Below are 16,043 nucleotides of genomic sequence, written 5' to 3' on the forward strand. Positions count from 1 at the left end.
GCTCACGCGGTCACCACCCCGTCGTCCGGCCGGAGGGAGCGGGACTCCGGGGCGCCGTCGGTGCCGCGCAGGGTGCGGTCGACGACATCGGCCATGGCCGACCGGAACCGGGCCGGGGCGAAACTCTCGGCGTGGGCGCGGATGCGCGCCGGATCCAGCGCGGTGGGGGCGAACCCGTCGACCACCTCGGCGAGCGCCGCGACGACCTCCTCGTCGGAGCCCGGTGGCACGTGCGCGCCGGTGACTCCGGGGACGACGGTGTCCAGCGCGCCGCCCGCGCCGACCGCGAGAACCGGTGCGCCACAGGCCATCGCCTCGACCGGGACGATGCCGAAGTCCTCGATACCGGGCATGAGCAGCGCCGCGCATCGCTGATACATCGCCACCAGGACGTGGTCCGGCGCGGCGCCGAGGAATTCCGTCTCCTGTCCCGCGATCGATTCCAGGTACGCGCGGTCGCGGCCGTCGCCGACGATCACCAGGCGGCGACCGGTGCGCTGGGCGATCCGGATCGCCAGATCGGCCCGCTTGTAGGGGACCAGGCGGCCGGCGAAGAGCAGGAAGTCCGCGCGTTCGGCGGCCGGATCACAGGTGAACCGGTCCACGCGCACCGGCGGATGGACGACACTCGCGGGCAGCCCCCACCAGTCGCGGACCCGCTCGGCCACGGCGGTGGAGTTCGCGACGACCTGCGCGAGTCGGGGCGCGGCACGCAGTTCGCCGCGCCGGGCGAGCAGGCCGAGCGCGGTCAGGGCCGCCGCGCCCAGCGGTCCGCCCGCTTCGCGCCTGCGGAACTCGGCGTCCCAGGCCCAGCGGGCCGGGCTGTGCACGTAGGCGATGACCGGCGCGGTCGTGGCGAGTGCGGCCTGGGTGGCGAACGCGTGATGACTGACCACGACGGCGTCGGGGTCGCCCAGTTCGAGGCGGCGCAGCACACGCGGCGCGAACGGCAACAGCGGGGCGTGCGAGCGGCGGCCGGTGCGCCGATACGCGGCGCCCAGCCAGGAATCACGCACCGTGGACCAGTCCAGGCCGCCGGGTTCGGTGTGACGCGCCGTCGGCCGGTCCGCGCCTCCCGGTGCGGTGTCGTGCCGCGCCGGGAGCGCGCCGGCGGGAACGGGGTGCGCGGCCGGATCGACGATGGGGGCGAAAACTGGTGCGCCGGGCCACGTCCGGGTGAACTCGTCGATCACCGCCTCGGAGCCGCCGTATTCGGTGAAGCGTTCGTGGACGATCGCCACGCGGGGAGTGTTCATGAGGAGATCTCGATCTGTCGGATGGTGCGCGTCGGCGTCCCGGCGTCCGAAGCGGTCGGGCTGCCGCGACGGCGGGTCGTCGGTGCGTGCGGGCCGGTCGGCGGCGCCGATGCCACCGTGCTCACGACGGGAGCCCGAGCTGGCGCGGCGCGGCGTGGCGGCGCACGGCGGGGACGACGGGGCGGCCCTCCAGCAGGCCGGACACGCCGCCCTGTTCGAGCGCGCGGCGGTAGACGAGCGCGGCGGCCTGCACGGCGGTGAGGGTGTGGTCGATGTCGGGCGGGCGGTGGGCGGCGGAGACCACGAAGGACTGGCCGAGGACGCCGCCGCGGATGAGTTCCTGCAGGAACAGGGTCCGGAACGCCTGTGACGGTGATCCGTCGGTGCCCGCGGTGACGAACATCAGGCACGACGGGCGGCCGGCCGGATACAGGAACTCCGCGATGCCGAGTTCGGCGGTGATCGCGGCGAATCCGTCGCGCAGGGCCGTGCCCGCGGAGTCCATGGCGCGCACGGGATCGGTGGTGGCGTAGGCGTGCACGACGGCGCGGAAGGCGGCCAGCGAGGCGGTCTCGGGCCCGTGGGTGGTGGAGAGCAGGAACACCCGGGGCCGGTCGGTGCGCAGGCCACCGAGTTCCATGAACTCCCGGCGCCCCGCCAGCGCCGAGATCGGGAACCCGTTGCCCATGGCCTTGCCCCAGCACGACAGATCCGGGCGCACGCCGTAGACCTGCTGCCCGCCGCCGGGGGACCAGCGGAATCCGGTGATCATCTCGTCGAAGACCAGCAGCGTCCCGTAGCGGTCGCACAGGGCGCGGACCCGCTCGAGGTAGCCCGGTTCCGGTTCGGCGGTCGCCGTCGCGGGTTCCATGACGACGCAGGCGATCTCGCGCCCTGACAGGATCGCCTCGAGCGCGGCGGGATCGTTGTAGGGGAACACGACGGTGCCGGGATCGGGGATGCCTGCGTTCATGGCGGTGGTGCCGATGAACCAGTCGTCGGTGGAGAAGAACGGGTGCGCGCACACCGCGACGGTCACCCGCCCGGTCACCGCGCGGGCCAGCCGGACCGCGGCGGTGGTGGCGTCGGAACCGTTCTTGCCGAACTTGACCATGTCCGCGCCGGGCACCAGGGCGAGGAAGTCCTCGGCGGCGGCCAGTTCCAGCTCGGTGGGCCGCGAGAAACTCACCCCGTCGGCGATCGCCCTGGTCACCGCCTCGACCACCGGCGGGTAGGCGTGGCCGAGGGTGACCGAGCGCAGGCCCATGCCGTATTCGACGTATTCGTTGCCGTCGCAGTCCCAGACCCGGCAGCCCGCGCCGCGGGACAGGATCGGGGCCATGCGCTCGGGATACTGATCGGCCCCGCGCGCGTAGGTGTGCGCGCCGCCGGGCACCAGATCGTGCAGCCGGGCCTGGAGCGCGGCACTGCGGGTGTGTGACATCGTTCGTCCTCCTTCAGCATCCGCGTTCGGTGAAGGCCCGCAGATAGCCCGCGGACTGCCGGACGTACATCCACGACCAGAACTCCGCCCCGGACGGGCTCGGCGAGGCGACCATGGTGATGCGGCCGCCGAAGCAGCGCCCGACGATGTAGCGCGCCCGCGACACGTGCGGGGTGAAGGTGACCACGATGATGTGCTGCCAGCCGTAGCGTGCGGCCAGCCTGCCGATCTCGCGGGCCTCGCCGCGCGTGGTCCACGGGTCGGGCACGAAACATTCCACCGGGAACCGGAATTCGCCCGCGCAGTAGCGGTCCATGACCGGGTCGTCGAGGCCGGTCGAGCGCGAGATGACCAGGCGCGGCGCGTAGCCGCGTTCGGCGAGGTCCAATCCGATGTCGAACCGTTCGTAGGGGGTGCCACCGAGGACGACGACCGCGTCGGCCGGGGTCGGCGGGTCGGTCTGCGGATACACGAAGACCGGCAGCCCGGCCAGGACCAGCGCGACCAGCGCGACGAGGACCGCGGCCGAGACGCGGACGAGAACCTTCGCGCGCCGGGACGTCATCGGCGCTCCGGGATCAGCCAGGCCCACACGGCCACGTCCCCGTGCGCGCCGGTGTGGTCGCGGACATCGCGCAGGGTGCCCTCGACGGCGAATCCGGCGGGCCCGGCGGCGGCGGTGGTCGTGCCGTCGGCGGTCGGGACGAGCAGCGTCAGCCGGACGACGCCGAGGTCGTCGCTCGCGTGGTGGCGCAGGGCCCGCAGGACGTCGGCGCGCAGGGCGGCGCCGAAGGCGGGGGTGAGGGGGATCAGTTCGGCGGACAGGTTGCGGTCGAACATGTCCCGGCCGAACAGACGGCAGAAGCCGAGCAGGTCGCCCTCGCGCACGACGGTGAACAGCCTGCCGCGGCGGCTCGCCAGATCGGCACACCGCTCGCCGGCGAGCGTGACGCCCGGCGCGGCGACCAGCACGGTCCGCGGCCGGGGGATCCATCCCCGGCACCGGCGGCGGACGGCACCGGCGGTCTGGCGGAGGACGACCCGGGCGACGGTCCCGACAGGGACCCCGGCGGCCGGATCGCGGTGGCCGGCTCGGTCGTGGCCGTCGGTGGCGAGGCCGGCCGGGTCGGGGCGGGTGCTGCGGTGCGGTCGCCGGGTCCAGGCGGCGGTGAAGCCGCCGTCGGGCGTCTCGGGGCGCGTTATCGCCCACAGCTGGTGGTCGCGGCGGGCGCCGTCGGCGTCGAAGTAGCGGGTGAGGGTCGCTTCGTGGCGCATGCCGAGGCTGGCCGCGCCTGCGGCGACGACGGTGTTGCCGACGGCGATCGGGGCGGTGATGCGGTGCAGGCCGACGGCGGTGAAACCGGCATCGAGCAGCAGGGCCACCGCGGTGCCCGCGATGCCGCCGCCCGCGTGGGCCGAATCCAGCCAGAGCCCGAGTTCGGCGGTGCCGGTGTGGGTGTCGACCGAGCCGAGCTGGCACTGCCCGGCGAAGCGGCCGTCGACCTCGATGACATAGGCGTAGCGGCGGCCCGCGCGGGCGTCGCGGCGGGCGGACCACCACTCCGCCGCCCAGGCGTGATCGTGATGCCGGTCGGGCCAGCCGTGGCGGGAGGTGGCGGTGACCGGCCGCAGCCGGCGTTCGTCGCGCATCCGGATCCGCCGCCACTCGCCCGCGTCGTCGAGCCGGAGCGGGCGCAGGCGGATCGACCGCCCGCCCGTGCGGGCCGGTCCGATCGCGGTGTCGACGGCGCCGGTCATCGCTGCGGCCGATCCCGGCCGAGGGCAGCGGTGGCGACCGAGCCGTCGGGGCGCACGGTGAGCCGCCAGAACGCGCCGGTCTCGTCGCGCAGCACCACCCCGCCGTCGGCCCGCTCCGACAGCAGCGCGCCGCTGGCCAGCACCGCCGCGACCGGCGCGCCCTGCGGTGACTGGAAGCGGGCGATGTCGGCCCGGCCCTCCCCGGCGGTCGCCACCAGCGTGCCGCGGAACTGGGGATCGGGCATGTGGGTGCGTGCCAGCACCTGCCACGCGGGCGGGAACGTGGCGGCGGGCAGGTCCTCGCCCGCGCTCGAGATGAGGTTGATGGCCGTGCCCTCCGGACAGCCGGCCGCGTCGATGCGCAGTTCCAGCGGCATCCGCTCGGTGTCGGGGTCGAAGCGCACGTTGGCCAGATAGGGCTGTCGGCAGTACTCGATGTCCAGGCACACGCTGCGCGCGGCGACCTTGCAGTTGACCATGCCGAACTGCGCGGGCCCGCCGATGCCGCGCCTGCCCACCGTGATCGCGGTGTCGGCGCCCTCGAACCAGATGTTGGTCAGCCACCAGTTGTTGGCGGCCCCGTCGATGTCGATGTGGCGGCTGGTCGTGCGCGGATCGTTGTCGGAGACGAATTCGACGTCGGTGAGCGACAATCCGGCGTTGTGGTCGTTGCCGGTCCCGTGGACGCCGATGTGGTTGCTGGCGAACTTCGAGGCCGTGACGTAGTTCTGGATGCACGCGGTGACCAGGCCGACGTCGAAATTGTTGATGTCGCAGTTGATGAACGCGGTGCCGCCGGTGTTGTGGTCGAGGACCACGCCGGTCTGGGCCAGGTAGCGGGGATGGTTGTCGCTGAGATGGTTGCCCCGGATCACCATGCCCTCGAACGAGCAGCGGAAGCACTCGTCGAGCCGGATCGCGGTGGCGCGGGCGCCGGTGAGATAGAGCCCGAACTGCGCGAAGCGCACCCGCTGCCGACGGCGCAGGTGGATCAGCGTGCCGTCGCCCTCACAGCCGACCACGGTGGCGTCGCCGCCGTGCCGTGCACGGTCGAGAAGTCGGGCAGGTCGGGCCAGGCCGTGATCCGGTAGTGCCCGGCCGGGATGTGGAGCACCACCGGCCGGCCCCCCGCGTCCGCGGCGGCGGCGAAGGCGGCGGTGTCGTCGGCGACCCCGTCGCCGACCGCCCCGAAATCGCGGACGTTGCGGGCCGCCGCGGTGGCCGCGGCGGCGGTACCCGCGCCGAGCGAGCAGGCCACCAGGGGCGTCGCGGCCGCGACGCCGAGGGCGGCGGCGAGCATGCCCCGTCTGCCCAGGCGGTCGGTCGTCACCGGGTGGTCACCCGCTTGGGGGTCTCGCGCTCGGCGGGCTCGAACACCGCGGTCACCTCGTCCACCGGGGCGGCGGGCAGCGGCGTGGCACCGCCGGAGCCTGCGCGGCGGCGCCCGCGGCGGCCCGCCACGACGACGCCGGTGACGATCGCGCCCGCGCGGGTGAAGGCGGACTCGGCCGCGGCGAAGTCCGCGGCGGTCAGGGTGCCGAGTTCGGCGACCGCGACGGCGGCGGCGCCGACGGCCAGCACCGCGGCCTCGGGATTGCCGCGCACCGGCGGCGCCTCGATGATGACGATGTCGAAGCGGCCGCGCAGGTCGGCCAGCACCGGCCCCAGCGCGCCGCTGGCGAGCGCGTCGGCGGTGTCGGCGGCGACGTCACCGAGGGGGAGCAGCGTGACCCCGAATTCGCTGTCGGGGTGCAGCAGTTCGGCGACGGGCCCGCCGTTGCGGCGCAGCAGTTCGGCCAGCCCGGGAGCCCGGGCCGGGCCGAGCGCGGCGGTGCCGGTGGTGTCGGCGTCGACCAGCAGCACCCGCGCGCGGGTGGCGGCGAACGAACGGGCAAGGGCGAGGCCGACTTCGGGCGCCGAACGCGGCGAGACGCTGCTGAGCACCACCACGCCGTCGCCGTCGAGGCCCGTGCGCAGCACGGTGCGCAGCGCGCGCACCGGCGGGTCGAGCGGGCCCGGGTCACGGCTCAGCTTGGCCAGCACCGGCAGGCCCGTGGCGTGCTCGAGGTCGGCGGCGCTGCGCAGCCTGCGGTCGATCCGGTCCCACAGCATGGCCGCGCCGACGCCGAGCGCGAGCCCGGCGACCAGGCCGAGCGGAACCAGCCTGCCCGCGCCGGGGCCCTCGGGCCCGGCCGGCAGTTTCGCCCGGTCGACCACCGCCACCCGCGCGGCCGGAGCCGCGGTGGTCTCGATGGTCTCCAATTCGTCGACCAGCCTGCGGAACTGGGCCACCACCGCGTCGGTGAGGTCGCGCGCGCCCGCCGCCGTGCCGTCGGTGACGGTGATGATCAGCAGCGAGGTCGCCGGGGGCGAGGTGGCGGTGATGTGGGTGCGCAACTCCTCGGCGGACATCGGCAGCTTGCGTTCGGCGAGCACCCGTTCGGCCACCGCGGCGCTGTCGGCCAGCTCGAGGTACGAGCGCACCCGCTGCTGCGCGGCGAGGCCGCCCTGATAGGAGTCGTTGACCGAGGTGCCGGTCGCCATCGAGACGTAGAGGGTGCTCGAGGCGGCGTAGCTGACCGGGCTCAGCTGCGCGTAGGCCAGCGCGGCCAGCAGACCGAGCAACCCGCCCGCCGCGATCGCGGTCCAGCGGCGGCGCAACAGCACCCAGAAGGCGTCGAGAGTCACGAAGGGGTCCTTCCTGCGAAAACGGGGAGCGGCGCGGGTGCGGGTGGCGCGGCGGGGCGCAGGGCGCCGACCGCCAGATACACCAGGACCACCAGCACGACGGCCTGCAGATACTTGCCGACGGTCTCGACGGAGCCGAGCATGCCGCGCTCGAACACCACCGGCGCCTCGATGAGCGCGATGGCCATGACCACGGCGACGACGTTGCGGGCGTAGACGGCACGCGCCCACAGGACGAGCACCACGGCGGTGAACAACACACCGGCGACCACGCCGGGAAAGCCGCCGAGCACGTAGCCCTCGTTGACATTGCCCTCGGCCAGCGAGACCGAGATCTGGCTCATGTCGACCGAGCCGCCGCGTACCTCGGCGGCCCAGGCGGTGCCCGCCTGCATCTTCTCCCGCCCGAGGATCTGGGCGGGCACGAGACTCTGCGCCGCGTGGGTGAGCACCTGGTCCCAGCTCAGCCACGAACCGGGCCCGGCGTAGGCGGCGTCGGTGGCCGCCTCGAGCAGGTCGAAGCGGCGCAGCAGGCTCAGGAACGGTTGCACCACGGGCGGATACCCCGCGTCGGTGGCGGCGGCCTCGGCGCGCACGTGCCCGGTGGCCTTGAGCGACTGCAGCCAGCCGAACGCGCCGACACCGGTCACCGACAGCACGGTGATGGTCGCCAGCTTGCGCCGCGTCCAGCCGGTCAGCCCGAAGCGCACCGCGACCGCCAGCGCCGCGCCCATGATCGGGGTCTTGGACTCCACCGACACCGTCCACCACAGTTCGCCCGCCATGAGCCCGAGCAGGATCGCCACGGTGGCGCCGTAGCGGTGCGCGCGGGTGTACACGATGAGCCCGACCGCGCCGACCGTGGCCAGCGTGGTCGCCAGGGTCAGCACCGGGCTGGCGCTGGACACCTCGCCCGCCCGCCCCGCCGAGCCGGTGGCCACGGCGGCGAGCCTGGCCAGGGTACCGAGGACGTAGAGGGTCCACAGGGTCGGCGCGAAGACGGGATCGTCGAGGATGCGCGCGACCCGGGCCGGGCGCGGCCGCGCGCGCCACCACAGCGCCAGCGCGACGACGATCGCGGCGTAGACCCACAGCCCGAACACGACCGGACGCAGCACCAGCTCGAGGCCGCGGTCGAAACCCAACTGCGCCAGGCGGGGATCGGCGATGTTGTCGCCGAAGCGCGGCTCGGGATTCACCCACAGCAGCACCACCGGCCGGGCCAGATACGACATCGCCCAGTAGATCGCCTGCGCGACGAGCAGCACCCGGATCACCCCGGACATGCTCAGCGCGGCGAGCACCACCGTGATCAGGGCGGCGGCGATCGCGAGCAGCGCGCCCGCGGCGCCCGTCACCGGAACTCCGGCTCAGCCGAGGACATCGATGATCTCCCTCGCCCGGTCGAGATAGCGGTGCCCGCCCGCGGCGATGCGCCGGTGTCCCGCCATCGCCATGGCGTCGGCGGCCTCGGGGTGATCGGCGCACCAGCCGAGGATCTCGTCGAGCTCCTCGGCGCTGGAGAACAGCAGGCATTCGGTGCCGTCGGCGAGCAGTTCGGCGTGTTCGTCGGTGCGCTGCCCGACGAACAGGCCGCCCGCGGCGGGCACCTCGAAGCTGCGGCAGGTGTGGGTGTCGCGGTTGTCGGAATTGAGCAGGACCAGGTTGGCGGTGATGGAGGCGACGGTGATGGAGAACTGCTCGCCGAAGGCGCCGTCCCCGATCTGGGCGCGGGTGGCGCGCAGCGCGGAGTTCTTGCGCCACCCCGGCCCCGACACCAGCATCCGCGCGCCGTGCGTCCGGGCCAGCGACACCACCGCCGGGCTCCGGTCGGGCCGTTCCACCCCGATGAAACCGACCAGGTAGCGGCGCGAGCCGCGCCGCGCGCTCGGCCGGTGCCAGGCCGGGTCGTAGGCGCTGCGCACGTAGAGCACCCGCTGCGCGCCCCGGGCGGTGAGCTCCTCGACGTTGTGGCGCTTGGTGGTGACCACCAGGTCCCAGCGCGCCTCGTTGGCGAGGTAGTCCGGGGTGGTGTTGTAGGGGTTGGACACGTCGTCGGGGCTGTAGTGCACCCGCAGGGCGGCGGGGATGTTCAGCAGCCGGTCCTGGTCCAGGTACACCGATTTGAACGCGAACAGCACGTCGGGGCGCAGCTGGGCGGCCGCGCGCTCGAGCCGCGTGTGCACGGCGTCGACGCTGTGCGGCGCGCGCCGGCCCGCGACCTTGGCGTAGGTCCACGACGGAGTCCAGCGAGGGGGCAGGGTGACCGGCGTCGTGTCGACCACGACGACCTCGTGCCCGGCCTGGCGGAACCCCTCGGCGAGGGAGCGGGCGTTGCTGCCCAGCCAGTCGTCGCCGGCGAACAGGATCTTCATACGTGTTCTCCGATCGGGTGTCCCGGAACCGGGGTGGGGACGGTGCCGTCGCGGTCGCGGCGGTACAGGTGCCGGGCGCGCAGCAGGTACCAGCAGGCGACGGCGATCTCGGCGGCCACGATGCCGCCCGCCAGCGCCCACACCGAGTGGGTGAGCAGGCCGGCGAGGAGCGCCACCGCGGCCACGGCGACGCCGACCCCGGCGCCCGCGAGGACGCCGGTGGTGTCCTGGCGCACCGGCAGGACCGCGGTGGTGAGGAACGAGGAGATGGTGGTGGCGGGCAGGATCAGCACCTCGAGCCGCAGCACCGCCACCGCCCCGCCGAATTCCGCGCCGAAGAGCAGGTCGATGACGAACGGCGCCACCGCCCAGATCACACCGGTGGCCAGCGCGGCCGCGGCGACACAGCCCGCGAGGACCCGGGTGGCGGTGCGCCAGAACCGGTCGGCGGGCTGGTCGCGCGCCATGCGCGGCAGCATCGCCAGGCCGATGGGGTCCAGCAGCGACTGCACCGCGCGCACGAGACGGTCCGCCGCGGAGAACAATCCGAGCGAGACCGCGTCCAGCACCGCCGCGTACACCACGGCCGAGCCCTGCCCGTAGCTGCTCACCAGCAGCCGCCCGGTGAGCACCGGCGCGCCGAGGCGCAGGGTGGCCCCGACGCCGGCGGGACGGCCGGGCAGCCCGTAGCGCCGGGTGGCGTCGAGCCATGTCAGCGCCAGCACGACCACCGCCGAGCCGAGCAGGCACAGCAGCGCCATCCCGGCGGAGGGGAAGTGCGGCAGCAGGACGACCAGCAGCACGAGATAGCCGAGCCGGGCGATGCCCTGATACCCGGTGGACGCGCCGAACCGGCCCGCGCCGATGAGCAACCAGTCCTCCGACAGCGCCCACAGCCCGCCGACGAACAGCCCGAGGCAGGCCATGTGCACCACCGGTGGCGCCCCCGCCGCCCACTGCACGGCGACGGCCGCGCCGATCGCCGCCAGCACGCAGGCGCGGATGACGAGGTAGTTGCCGCGCAGGGTGGCGAGCCGGTCGCCGCCCTCGGGGACGCGGGCCGCGAGGAACGAGGTCATCCCCAGGTCGACGAGCAGGGAGCCGACGAAGTAGGCGGCCATGCCGACGGCCAGCAGGCCCATGCCCTCGGTGCCGAGGATGCGCGCGGTCAGCGGCACGGTGGCCAGGGTGACCAGGTACTGCCCGTACTTGCCGAACATGACGAAGCCGACGTCGCGGGCGACCGCGCCGATCTCGCGGGCCCGGGCGCGCGGCTGCCCGCTCATCGCGGCACCCGCTCGCGGCCGGCGATCGCGGTCAGGAACCCGGCGACCACACGGGCGGATTCGGTGACGTCGAACGCGCGGGCCCGGTCGCGGGCGGCGGCGCCCAGCGCGCCGCGCAGCCGGGGGTCGGCCAGCAGCCGGTCCAGCGCCGCGGTGAGCGGGGCGACCGCGGGGGTGACGAGCAGGCCGTCGACGCCGTCGCGCACGATCTCGGCGGGCCCGCCCGCGTCGGCGGCGATCACCGCGCAGCCCGCGGCCATGCCCTCCACCACGACCTGCCCGAAGGGTTCGGTGACCACCGAGCAGTGCACGAGCACGTCGGCGTCGTCGAGGTGCGGCGCGGGATCGTCGACGTGGCCGGTGAAGGTGGCCGGCAGCGCCAGTTCGGCGGCGAGCGCCTCGAGCCGGGCGCGGTAGGGCTCCTCGCCGAAGAAGGTGCCGCCGACGACCAGCACGCGGCGCGGCGGCACCGCGGTGGCGGCCAGGGCGCGCAAGGCCACGTCCTGTCCCTTCCACGGCGTCAGCCTGCCGACGAGCGCGACCACCGCCTCGGCGGCGGGTCGCTGGCCCGCCCGGGGGCGGTCGGCGCCGAACTCCACACCGGGGTAGGCGACGACGGTCGGCACCCGGCGCAGCCCCAGCGACGCGGCGGTCGCGCGGCTGTTGGCGATCGCACCCGCGCAGCACAGCAGGCACAGCAGCCGGATCGCGGTGGCCAGGAACCGGCCGAAGTACTCGGCGCTCACCCGGTCGTGCACCTGCCAGACCAGCGGCACGCGCGCGCGGCGGGCGGCCACCGCCCCGATGAGCAGGGCCTTGACGCTCACCGCGACCAGCACGTCGGCCTCGGCCGCGCGGATCTCGGCGCCGAGGCGGAGCCCGAGCCGCGCCAGCCGGGCCGCCCCGCGCAGCACCGGCAGCGGGCCGGAGCCCGCGCCGGACAGCGTCATCGAGCGGCTGTCGAAGTCGTTGTCGTACACCGTGACCGGGATGCCGCGCGCCCGCATCGTCGCGACCATCGGGCCCGGCTCGGTCACCACGATCGAGGCGTCGACGTCGGAGCAGGCGCGCAGGGCGGCGATCAGCCGCATCGTGGCCAGCTCCGCGCCCGAGGGCGCGGCGGTGTGGGCGAGGAAGACCGCGCGCGTCATCCGGCCAGCTCCTGATAGAGCGCGGCGTGCGCGGCCGCGGCGGCCGCCCAGGAGAATGTGCGCGCGTGGGCGCGGCAGCGGGCGGCGTCGGGTACCCCGCCGTCCAGGGCGGCGACGAGGCGGGCGGCGAGCGCGTCGCTGTCGCCCGCCGGGACGATCAGGCTCGGGTCGAGGCCGCGCACCGAGTCGGGCAGGCCGCCGCAGTCGGTGACGATCGGCGCCCGGCCCGAGGCCAGGGATTCCAGCGCGATCAGGCCGAAGCCCTCCAGCGCGACCGAGGGGACGACGGTCACCGCGCACTCGCGGTAGCGGCGCGCGAGGTCGGCGTCGTCGGCCCGGCCGGTGAAGGTGACGGTGCCGCGGGGATCGAGTGCGGTGGCCAGTGCCCGCAGTTCGGCCTCGGCGGTGCCGGTGCCCACGAGGGTGAGGCGCGCACCGGGGTGCGCGTCCAGGACGGCGGGCCAGGCGCGTAGCAGCCGATCGATGCCCATCCGGTGCTCGAGGCGGCGCACGCACAGGACCGTGGGCGCGGCGGGCGTGGCCGGGCCGACCGTGTAGCGGTCGGTGTCGATGCCGGGCGGGATGACCACCACCCGGTCGGCGGGGACGCCGTAGTCGTCGACGAGCAGGTCGCGGAAGTGGCGCGACAGCACGACGAAGCGGTCCGCGCCGCGGTAGCGCAGCCGCTCGAGGACGTACTTCGCGCGCACCGCCGCGGCGCCTGCCCCGGCGGCGCGGCTCTCCCCGGCCCATGGCCCGTGGAAGTGCACGACCACCGGCCCGGAGCGCCGCGCGGGGCCGTAGAGCGCGAAGTGCCGGTCGAGCACGGCGCCGCGCGGCAGCCGGTGGCCGCGGTCGGCCGCGGCGACGGCGGCGCGGCGCACGGTGCCGCCGCCGGTGGGACCCCAGCTGGTCGCGCCGGCGGGCGCGGCGCCGAAAGCCGCCGCGCTGACGGTGATCTCGGGCCGCGCGGCGAGGGCGGTGTAGAGGTCGGTGAAGTACCGGTTGAGCCCGCCGGGGGCGGCGGCGAACCACTCGGCGCCGGTCATGTGGACGTGGACGCTCACGCCGTGCTCCCCCCGGTCACGGCCGCGGTGGCGCGCACGCGGGCGCGGTGCAGCACGGTGCGGGCCAGCCGGGCGTCGCCGCGGACCACGTCCACCGCCCCGAGCAGGGCCGGGTACTCGGCGCCGAGACGATGGTGGAAGCGCCACTGCTCGCGCAACTTCGACACCGTGGAGGTGGTGGCGCACAGGTTGAACGACGAATGCCGCCAGGCCGCCAGCACCTGCGGCAGCCCGGCGAACCGGCCGAACACGCCGGTGCGGGCGACGAGGTCGATGTCCATGGGGAACACCAGGTCGCCGCGGAAGCCGCCGACCCGGTCGACGAGGGCGCGCCGGAACATCGCCGCCGCGGTGGGCCCGAAGTCGGCGGGCCCACGACGGACCAGGGTCCGCAGGAGCGTCCGGGCCGAGCGGTCGCCGACCAGGCCGGGCAGGCCGAGGCCGTCCTCGAGGACCGCCCCCGCCTCGTCGATGACCCGGAACCGGCTCGAGCTCACCGCGACCGAGGGGTCGTCCATGACCGCGACCTGACGGGACAGGGCGCCGGGCAGCAGGATGTCGTCGGCGCAGACCACCTTGACCAGTTCGCCGTGGGAGAGCTGGACCGCGCGGTTCCAGTTGGCCCCGATCGGCAGGATCGACAGGTTGCGGTGGTAGCGCAGCCGGGGATCGTCGAAGGAGCGCGCGATCTCGGCCGTGCGGTCGGTGCTGGCGTTGTCGAGGACGACGAGTTCGAAGTCGACGTCCTGGTCGAGCAGGGAACGCAGGGTCGCTTCGAGGGTGCGCCCGGCATCGAGTGCCGGGACGCACACCGACAGGGTCGGGGACATCGGGGAGGGCTCCTACTCAGCGTGCGGCGGGGACACGGTCGGCGGGGTCGATGACCCAGCGGCCGTCGAGTTCCGGCAGCGCCGCGCGGACCTCGGGATACAGATCGGGCACCGTCAGCCACACCGCGTCGGGCCGGGCGCCGGCCAGCTCGGCGGGGCTCACGATCGGGATGTCGGTGCCGGGCATGCGGCGGCCCTGCTTGGCCGGGGCGGCGTCGGCGACCCCGGCCAGCAGCGTGCGGTCCAGTCCGGCGGCGGCGAAGACCGCGACCGCCCGGGAGGCCGCCCCGTAGGCGTACACCGTCCGTCCGCGAGCGCGCTCGTCGACGAGCCACGCGCGGACCGTGCGCAGGTCGCGCTCGGCGGCGGCACCGAGACCGCGCACCGCCTCCGCACCGGTGCGCGCCGACTCCTCGCGCGCGAGCGCGCGCACGGTGTCGTCGGGCGCGGCGGCGCCGTGGACGGCGGCCAGCAGGACGGTGCCGCCGTAGAGTCCGAACCGCCACGCCCGGGTCACCGTCATGCCCGCCGCGGCGAGCAGGCGCGCGAGCACCGGCAGGGTGTAGTAGGCGTAGTGGCCGTGCCGCAGCGCGTTCCACTGCCCGCCGTCGACGATGGCGGCGAGCGAATGGTATTGCAGCAGAAGCACTCCGGTCGCGGCGGTGGCGGCGGCGCGGGCGGCGAAGGCGGCGGCCTGGTCGGGTTCGTGCATGATCCCGAAGGAATCGATCACCACGTCGGCGGCGCCGTCGGCGACCGGACGCAGCCCGGGCAGCTCACCGAGCCACGACCCGCCGTGCGGGCTGGCGAACTCGCGCACGGTGCGACCCCGCAACCAGCCGTCGGCGGCCACCGCGGCCACCGCCGCGGCGGCCTGCTCGCGCAGCGCCCGCGGCTCGACACTGTCGGGTTCGCGGCCTTCGGCGGCGGCCGCGTCCAGCTGGACCAGCGCGCAGTCCGCGCACTGGGTCATGCGCAGCGGCCGACGCGCCTCGGCGGGCGCGCCGGGCGCGGGGAAGTGATCGGTCGCCGGGACCGCGCCGAGATCGAGCACGACGGAGACCCGGACGCCCGCGCACCCGCGACAGGCGCCCGGTCCCGGGACACCGGCACGCGGCGCGGAGTGGCCGGCGGAGCGGGTGGGCGGCGGGCTCGGCACGGGTCTCACTCCGTCCCGGCCGCACGCAGCGCGGCGTCGACGCGGCCGGCGCCGGAGAGCCCGCGCAGGTGGGTCAGGCGGGTGAAGCGGCCGAAATCGGCGGCGGTGAGACCGAATTCGCGGTAGGCGTCGTAGAGTTCGCGCGCGCCGTCGGCCACCGTCCAGGCGGCGGTGAAGCCCAGCTCGGCGCGCGCCGCGGTGAAGTCGACCCGATAGGAGCGCGGGTCGGGACCGGTCTCGCCGGTGATCACGACGCGGGAGCCGGGCACGGTCTCGGCCACGACGCCGGCGATGTCGGCGACGGTGACGTTGTTGGCCTCGGTGCCCACGTTGTAGGCGCGGCCGTGGATCCGCTCGGCCGGTGCGGTCAGGCAGGTGAGGAAGGCGTCGGCGATGTCGGCGGCGTGCACCAGCGGCCGCCAGGGGGTGCCGTCGGAGAGGACGGTGATCTCGCCGGTGGTCACCGCGTGCGCGACGAGGTTGTTGAGCACGATGTCGAGGCGCGGTCGCGGGGAGAAGCCGAACGCGGTGGCGTTGCGCAGGAAGACCGGCGAGAAGCCGCCGTCGGCGAGGTCGAGCAGGTCGTCCTCGACGCGGACCTTGCTCTCCGCGTACGGGGTCAGCGGCCGCAGCGGCGCGTTCTCGGCGACCAGGCCGTCGGCCGATCCGTACACCGAGCAGGTGGAGGCGTAGAGGAACCGGGTCACCCCCGCGTCGCGGGCCAGCCGGGCCAGCCGGACCGAGGCGTGGCGGTTGATGTCGTGGGTGATCTCGGGCGCCAGGGAGCCGAGGGGATCGTTCGACAGGGCCGCCAGGTGGATCACCGCGTCGACGCCCGCGACGTGCTCGGCGGTCACGTCGCGCAGATCGGCGCGGAAGCCGGGCGGATCGGCCGGGCGCGGGCCGAGTACGCAGTCGGCGAACCAGCCCAGGTCCAGCCCGGTGACCCGGTGACCGGCCTCGGCGAGGCGCCGCGACAGCACCGAGCCGAGGTAGCCCTGGTGGCCGGTGAGGAGAACGTGCACGACG

13 protein-coding genes and 1 pseudogene are annotated in these 16,043 nt (G+C 75.0%); all 14 read right to left on the bottom strand.

Features of this window, described 5'->3' with window-relative positions; translation table 11 throughout:
• Window positions 1-2: 2 nt before the first annotated feature.
• Window positions 3-1,256, bottom strand: a complete 1,254-nt coding sequence (locus tag ON36_RS11830) for a glycosyltransferase (protein WP_052313890.1) — start codon at window positions 1,254-1,256, stop codon at window positions 3-5.
• A gap of 121 nt (window positions 1,257-1,377) precedes the next feature.
• Window positions 1,378-2,700 carry a glutamate-1-semialdehyde 2,1-aminomutase gene (locus ON36_RS11835; RefSeq protein WP_043651367.1) on the bottom strand — a complete coding sequence of 441 codons (1,323 nt, stop codon included), beginning with the start codon at window positions 2,698-2,700 and terminating at the stop codon, window positions 1,378-1,380.
• Between the two features lie 13 nt (window positions 2,701-2,713).
• Entirely contained in the window at window positions 2,714-3,265 is a 552-nt protein-coding gene (locus ON36_RS11840; RefSeq protein ID WP_052313891.1) for a YdcF family protein, read from the bottom strand.
• Window positions 3,262-4,458 carry a GNAT family N-acetyltransferase gene (locus tag ON36_RS32690; protein ID WP_052313892.1) on the bottom strand — a complete coding sequence of 399 codons (1,197 nt, stop codon included), beginning with the start codon at window positions 4,456-4,458 and terminating at the stop codon, window positions 3,262-3,264. Before ON36_RS32690 ends, ON36_RS11840 begins: the two co-directional genes overlap by 4 nt.
• Window positions 4,455-5,788: pseudogene (locus ON36_RS11850) on the bottom strand (glycosyl hydrolase family 28-related protein). The gene ON36_RS32690 and the pseudogene ON36_RS11850 overlap by 4 nt, the downstream one beginning before the upstream one ends.
• Complete coding sequence (locus ON36_RS11855; protein ID WP_083885085.1) at window positions 5,785-7,146, bottom strand: Wzz/FepE/Etk N-terminal domain-containing protein; 1,362 nt, start codon at window positions 7,144-7,146, stop codon at window positions 5,785-5,787. Before ON36_RS11855 ends, ON36_RS11850 begins: the two are co-directional and overlap by 4 nt.
• Window positions 7,143-8,504: a hypothetical protein gene (locus ON36_RS11860; RefSeq protein ID WP_052313893.1), complete on the bottom strand. Its 1,362-nt coding sequence runs from the start codon at window positions 8,502-8,504 to the stop codon at window positions 7,143-7,145. Before ON36_RS11860 ends, ON36_RS11855 begins: the two co-directional genes overlap by 4 nt.
• A gap of 12 nt (window positions 8,505-8,516) precedes the next feature.
• Window positions 8,517-9,521: a CgeB family protein gene (locus ON36_RS11865; RefSeq protein ID WP_043651370.1), complete on the bottom strand. Its 1,005-nt coding sequence runs from the start codon at window positions 9,519-9,521 to the stop codon at window positions 8,517-8,519.
• Window positions 9,518-10,807: a lipopolysaccharide biosynthesis protein gene (locus ON36_RS11870; RefSeq protein ID WP_052313894.1), complete on the bottom strand. Its 1,290-nt coding sequence runs from the start codon at window positions 10,805-10,807 to the stop codon at window positions 9,518-9,520. The genes ON36_RS11865 and ON36_RS11870 overlap by 4 nt, the downstream gene beginning before the upstream one ends.
• Window positions 10,804-11,958, bottom strand: coding sequence for a glycosyltransferase family 4 protein (locus ON36_RS11875; RefSeq protein WP_043651373.1), 1,155 nt, complete (start codon window positions 11,956-11,958; stop codon window positions 10,804-10,806). Before ON36_RS11875 ends, ON36_RS11870 begins: the two co-directional genes overlap by 4 nt.
• A complete protein-coding gene (locus ON36_RS11880) occupies window positions 11,955-13,007 on the bottom strand; it encodes a glycosyltransferase family 4 protein (protein WP_043651376.1) in 1,053 nt (350 codons plus the stop codon). The genes ON36_RS11875 and ON36_RS11880 overlap by 4 nt, the downstream gene beginning before the upstream one ends.
• 14 nt (window positions 13,008-13,021) lie before the next feature.
• Window positions 13,022-13,855: a glycosyltransferase family 2 protein gene (locus ON36_RS11885; RefSeq protein ID WP_043651379.1), complete on the bottom strand. Its 834-nt coding sequence runs from the start codon at window positions 13,853-13,855 to the stop codon at window positions 13,022-13,024.
• A gap of 16 nt (window positions 13,856-13,871) precedes the next feature.
• Window positions 13,872-15,014, bottom strand: coding sequence for a transferase (locus ON36_RS11890; protein WP_083885079.1), 1,143 nt, complete (start codon window positions 15,012-15,014; stop codon window positions 13,872-13,874).
• Window positions 15,015-15,019: 5 nt separating this feature from the next.
• Entirely contained in the window at window positions 15,020-16,039 is a 1,020-nt protein-coding gene (locus ON36_RS11895) for an NAD-dependent epimerase/dehydratase family protein (protein WP_043651382.1), read from the bottom strand.
• Window positions 16,040-16,043 lie beyond the last annotated feature (4 nt).

The organism is Nocardia thailandica NBRC 100428, from assembly GCF_000308795.1.
GTDB classification, from domain to species: Bacteria; Actinomycetota; Actinomycetes; order Mycobacteriales; family Mycobacteriaceae; genus Nocardia; species Nocardia thailandica.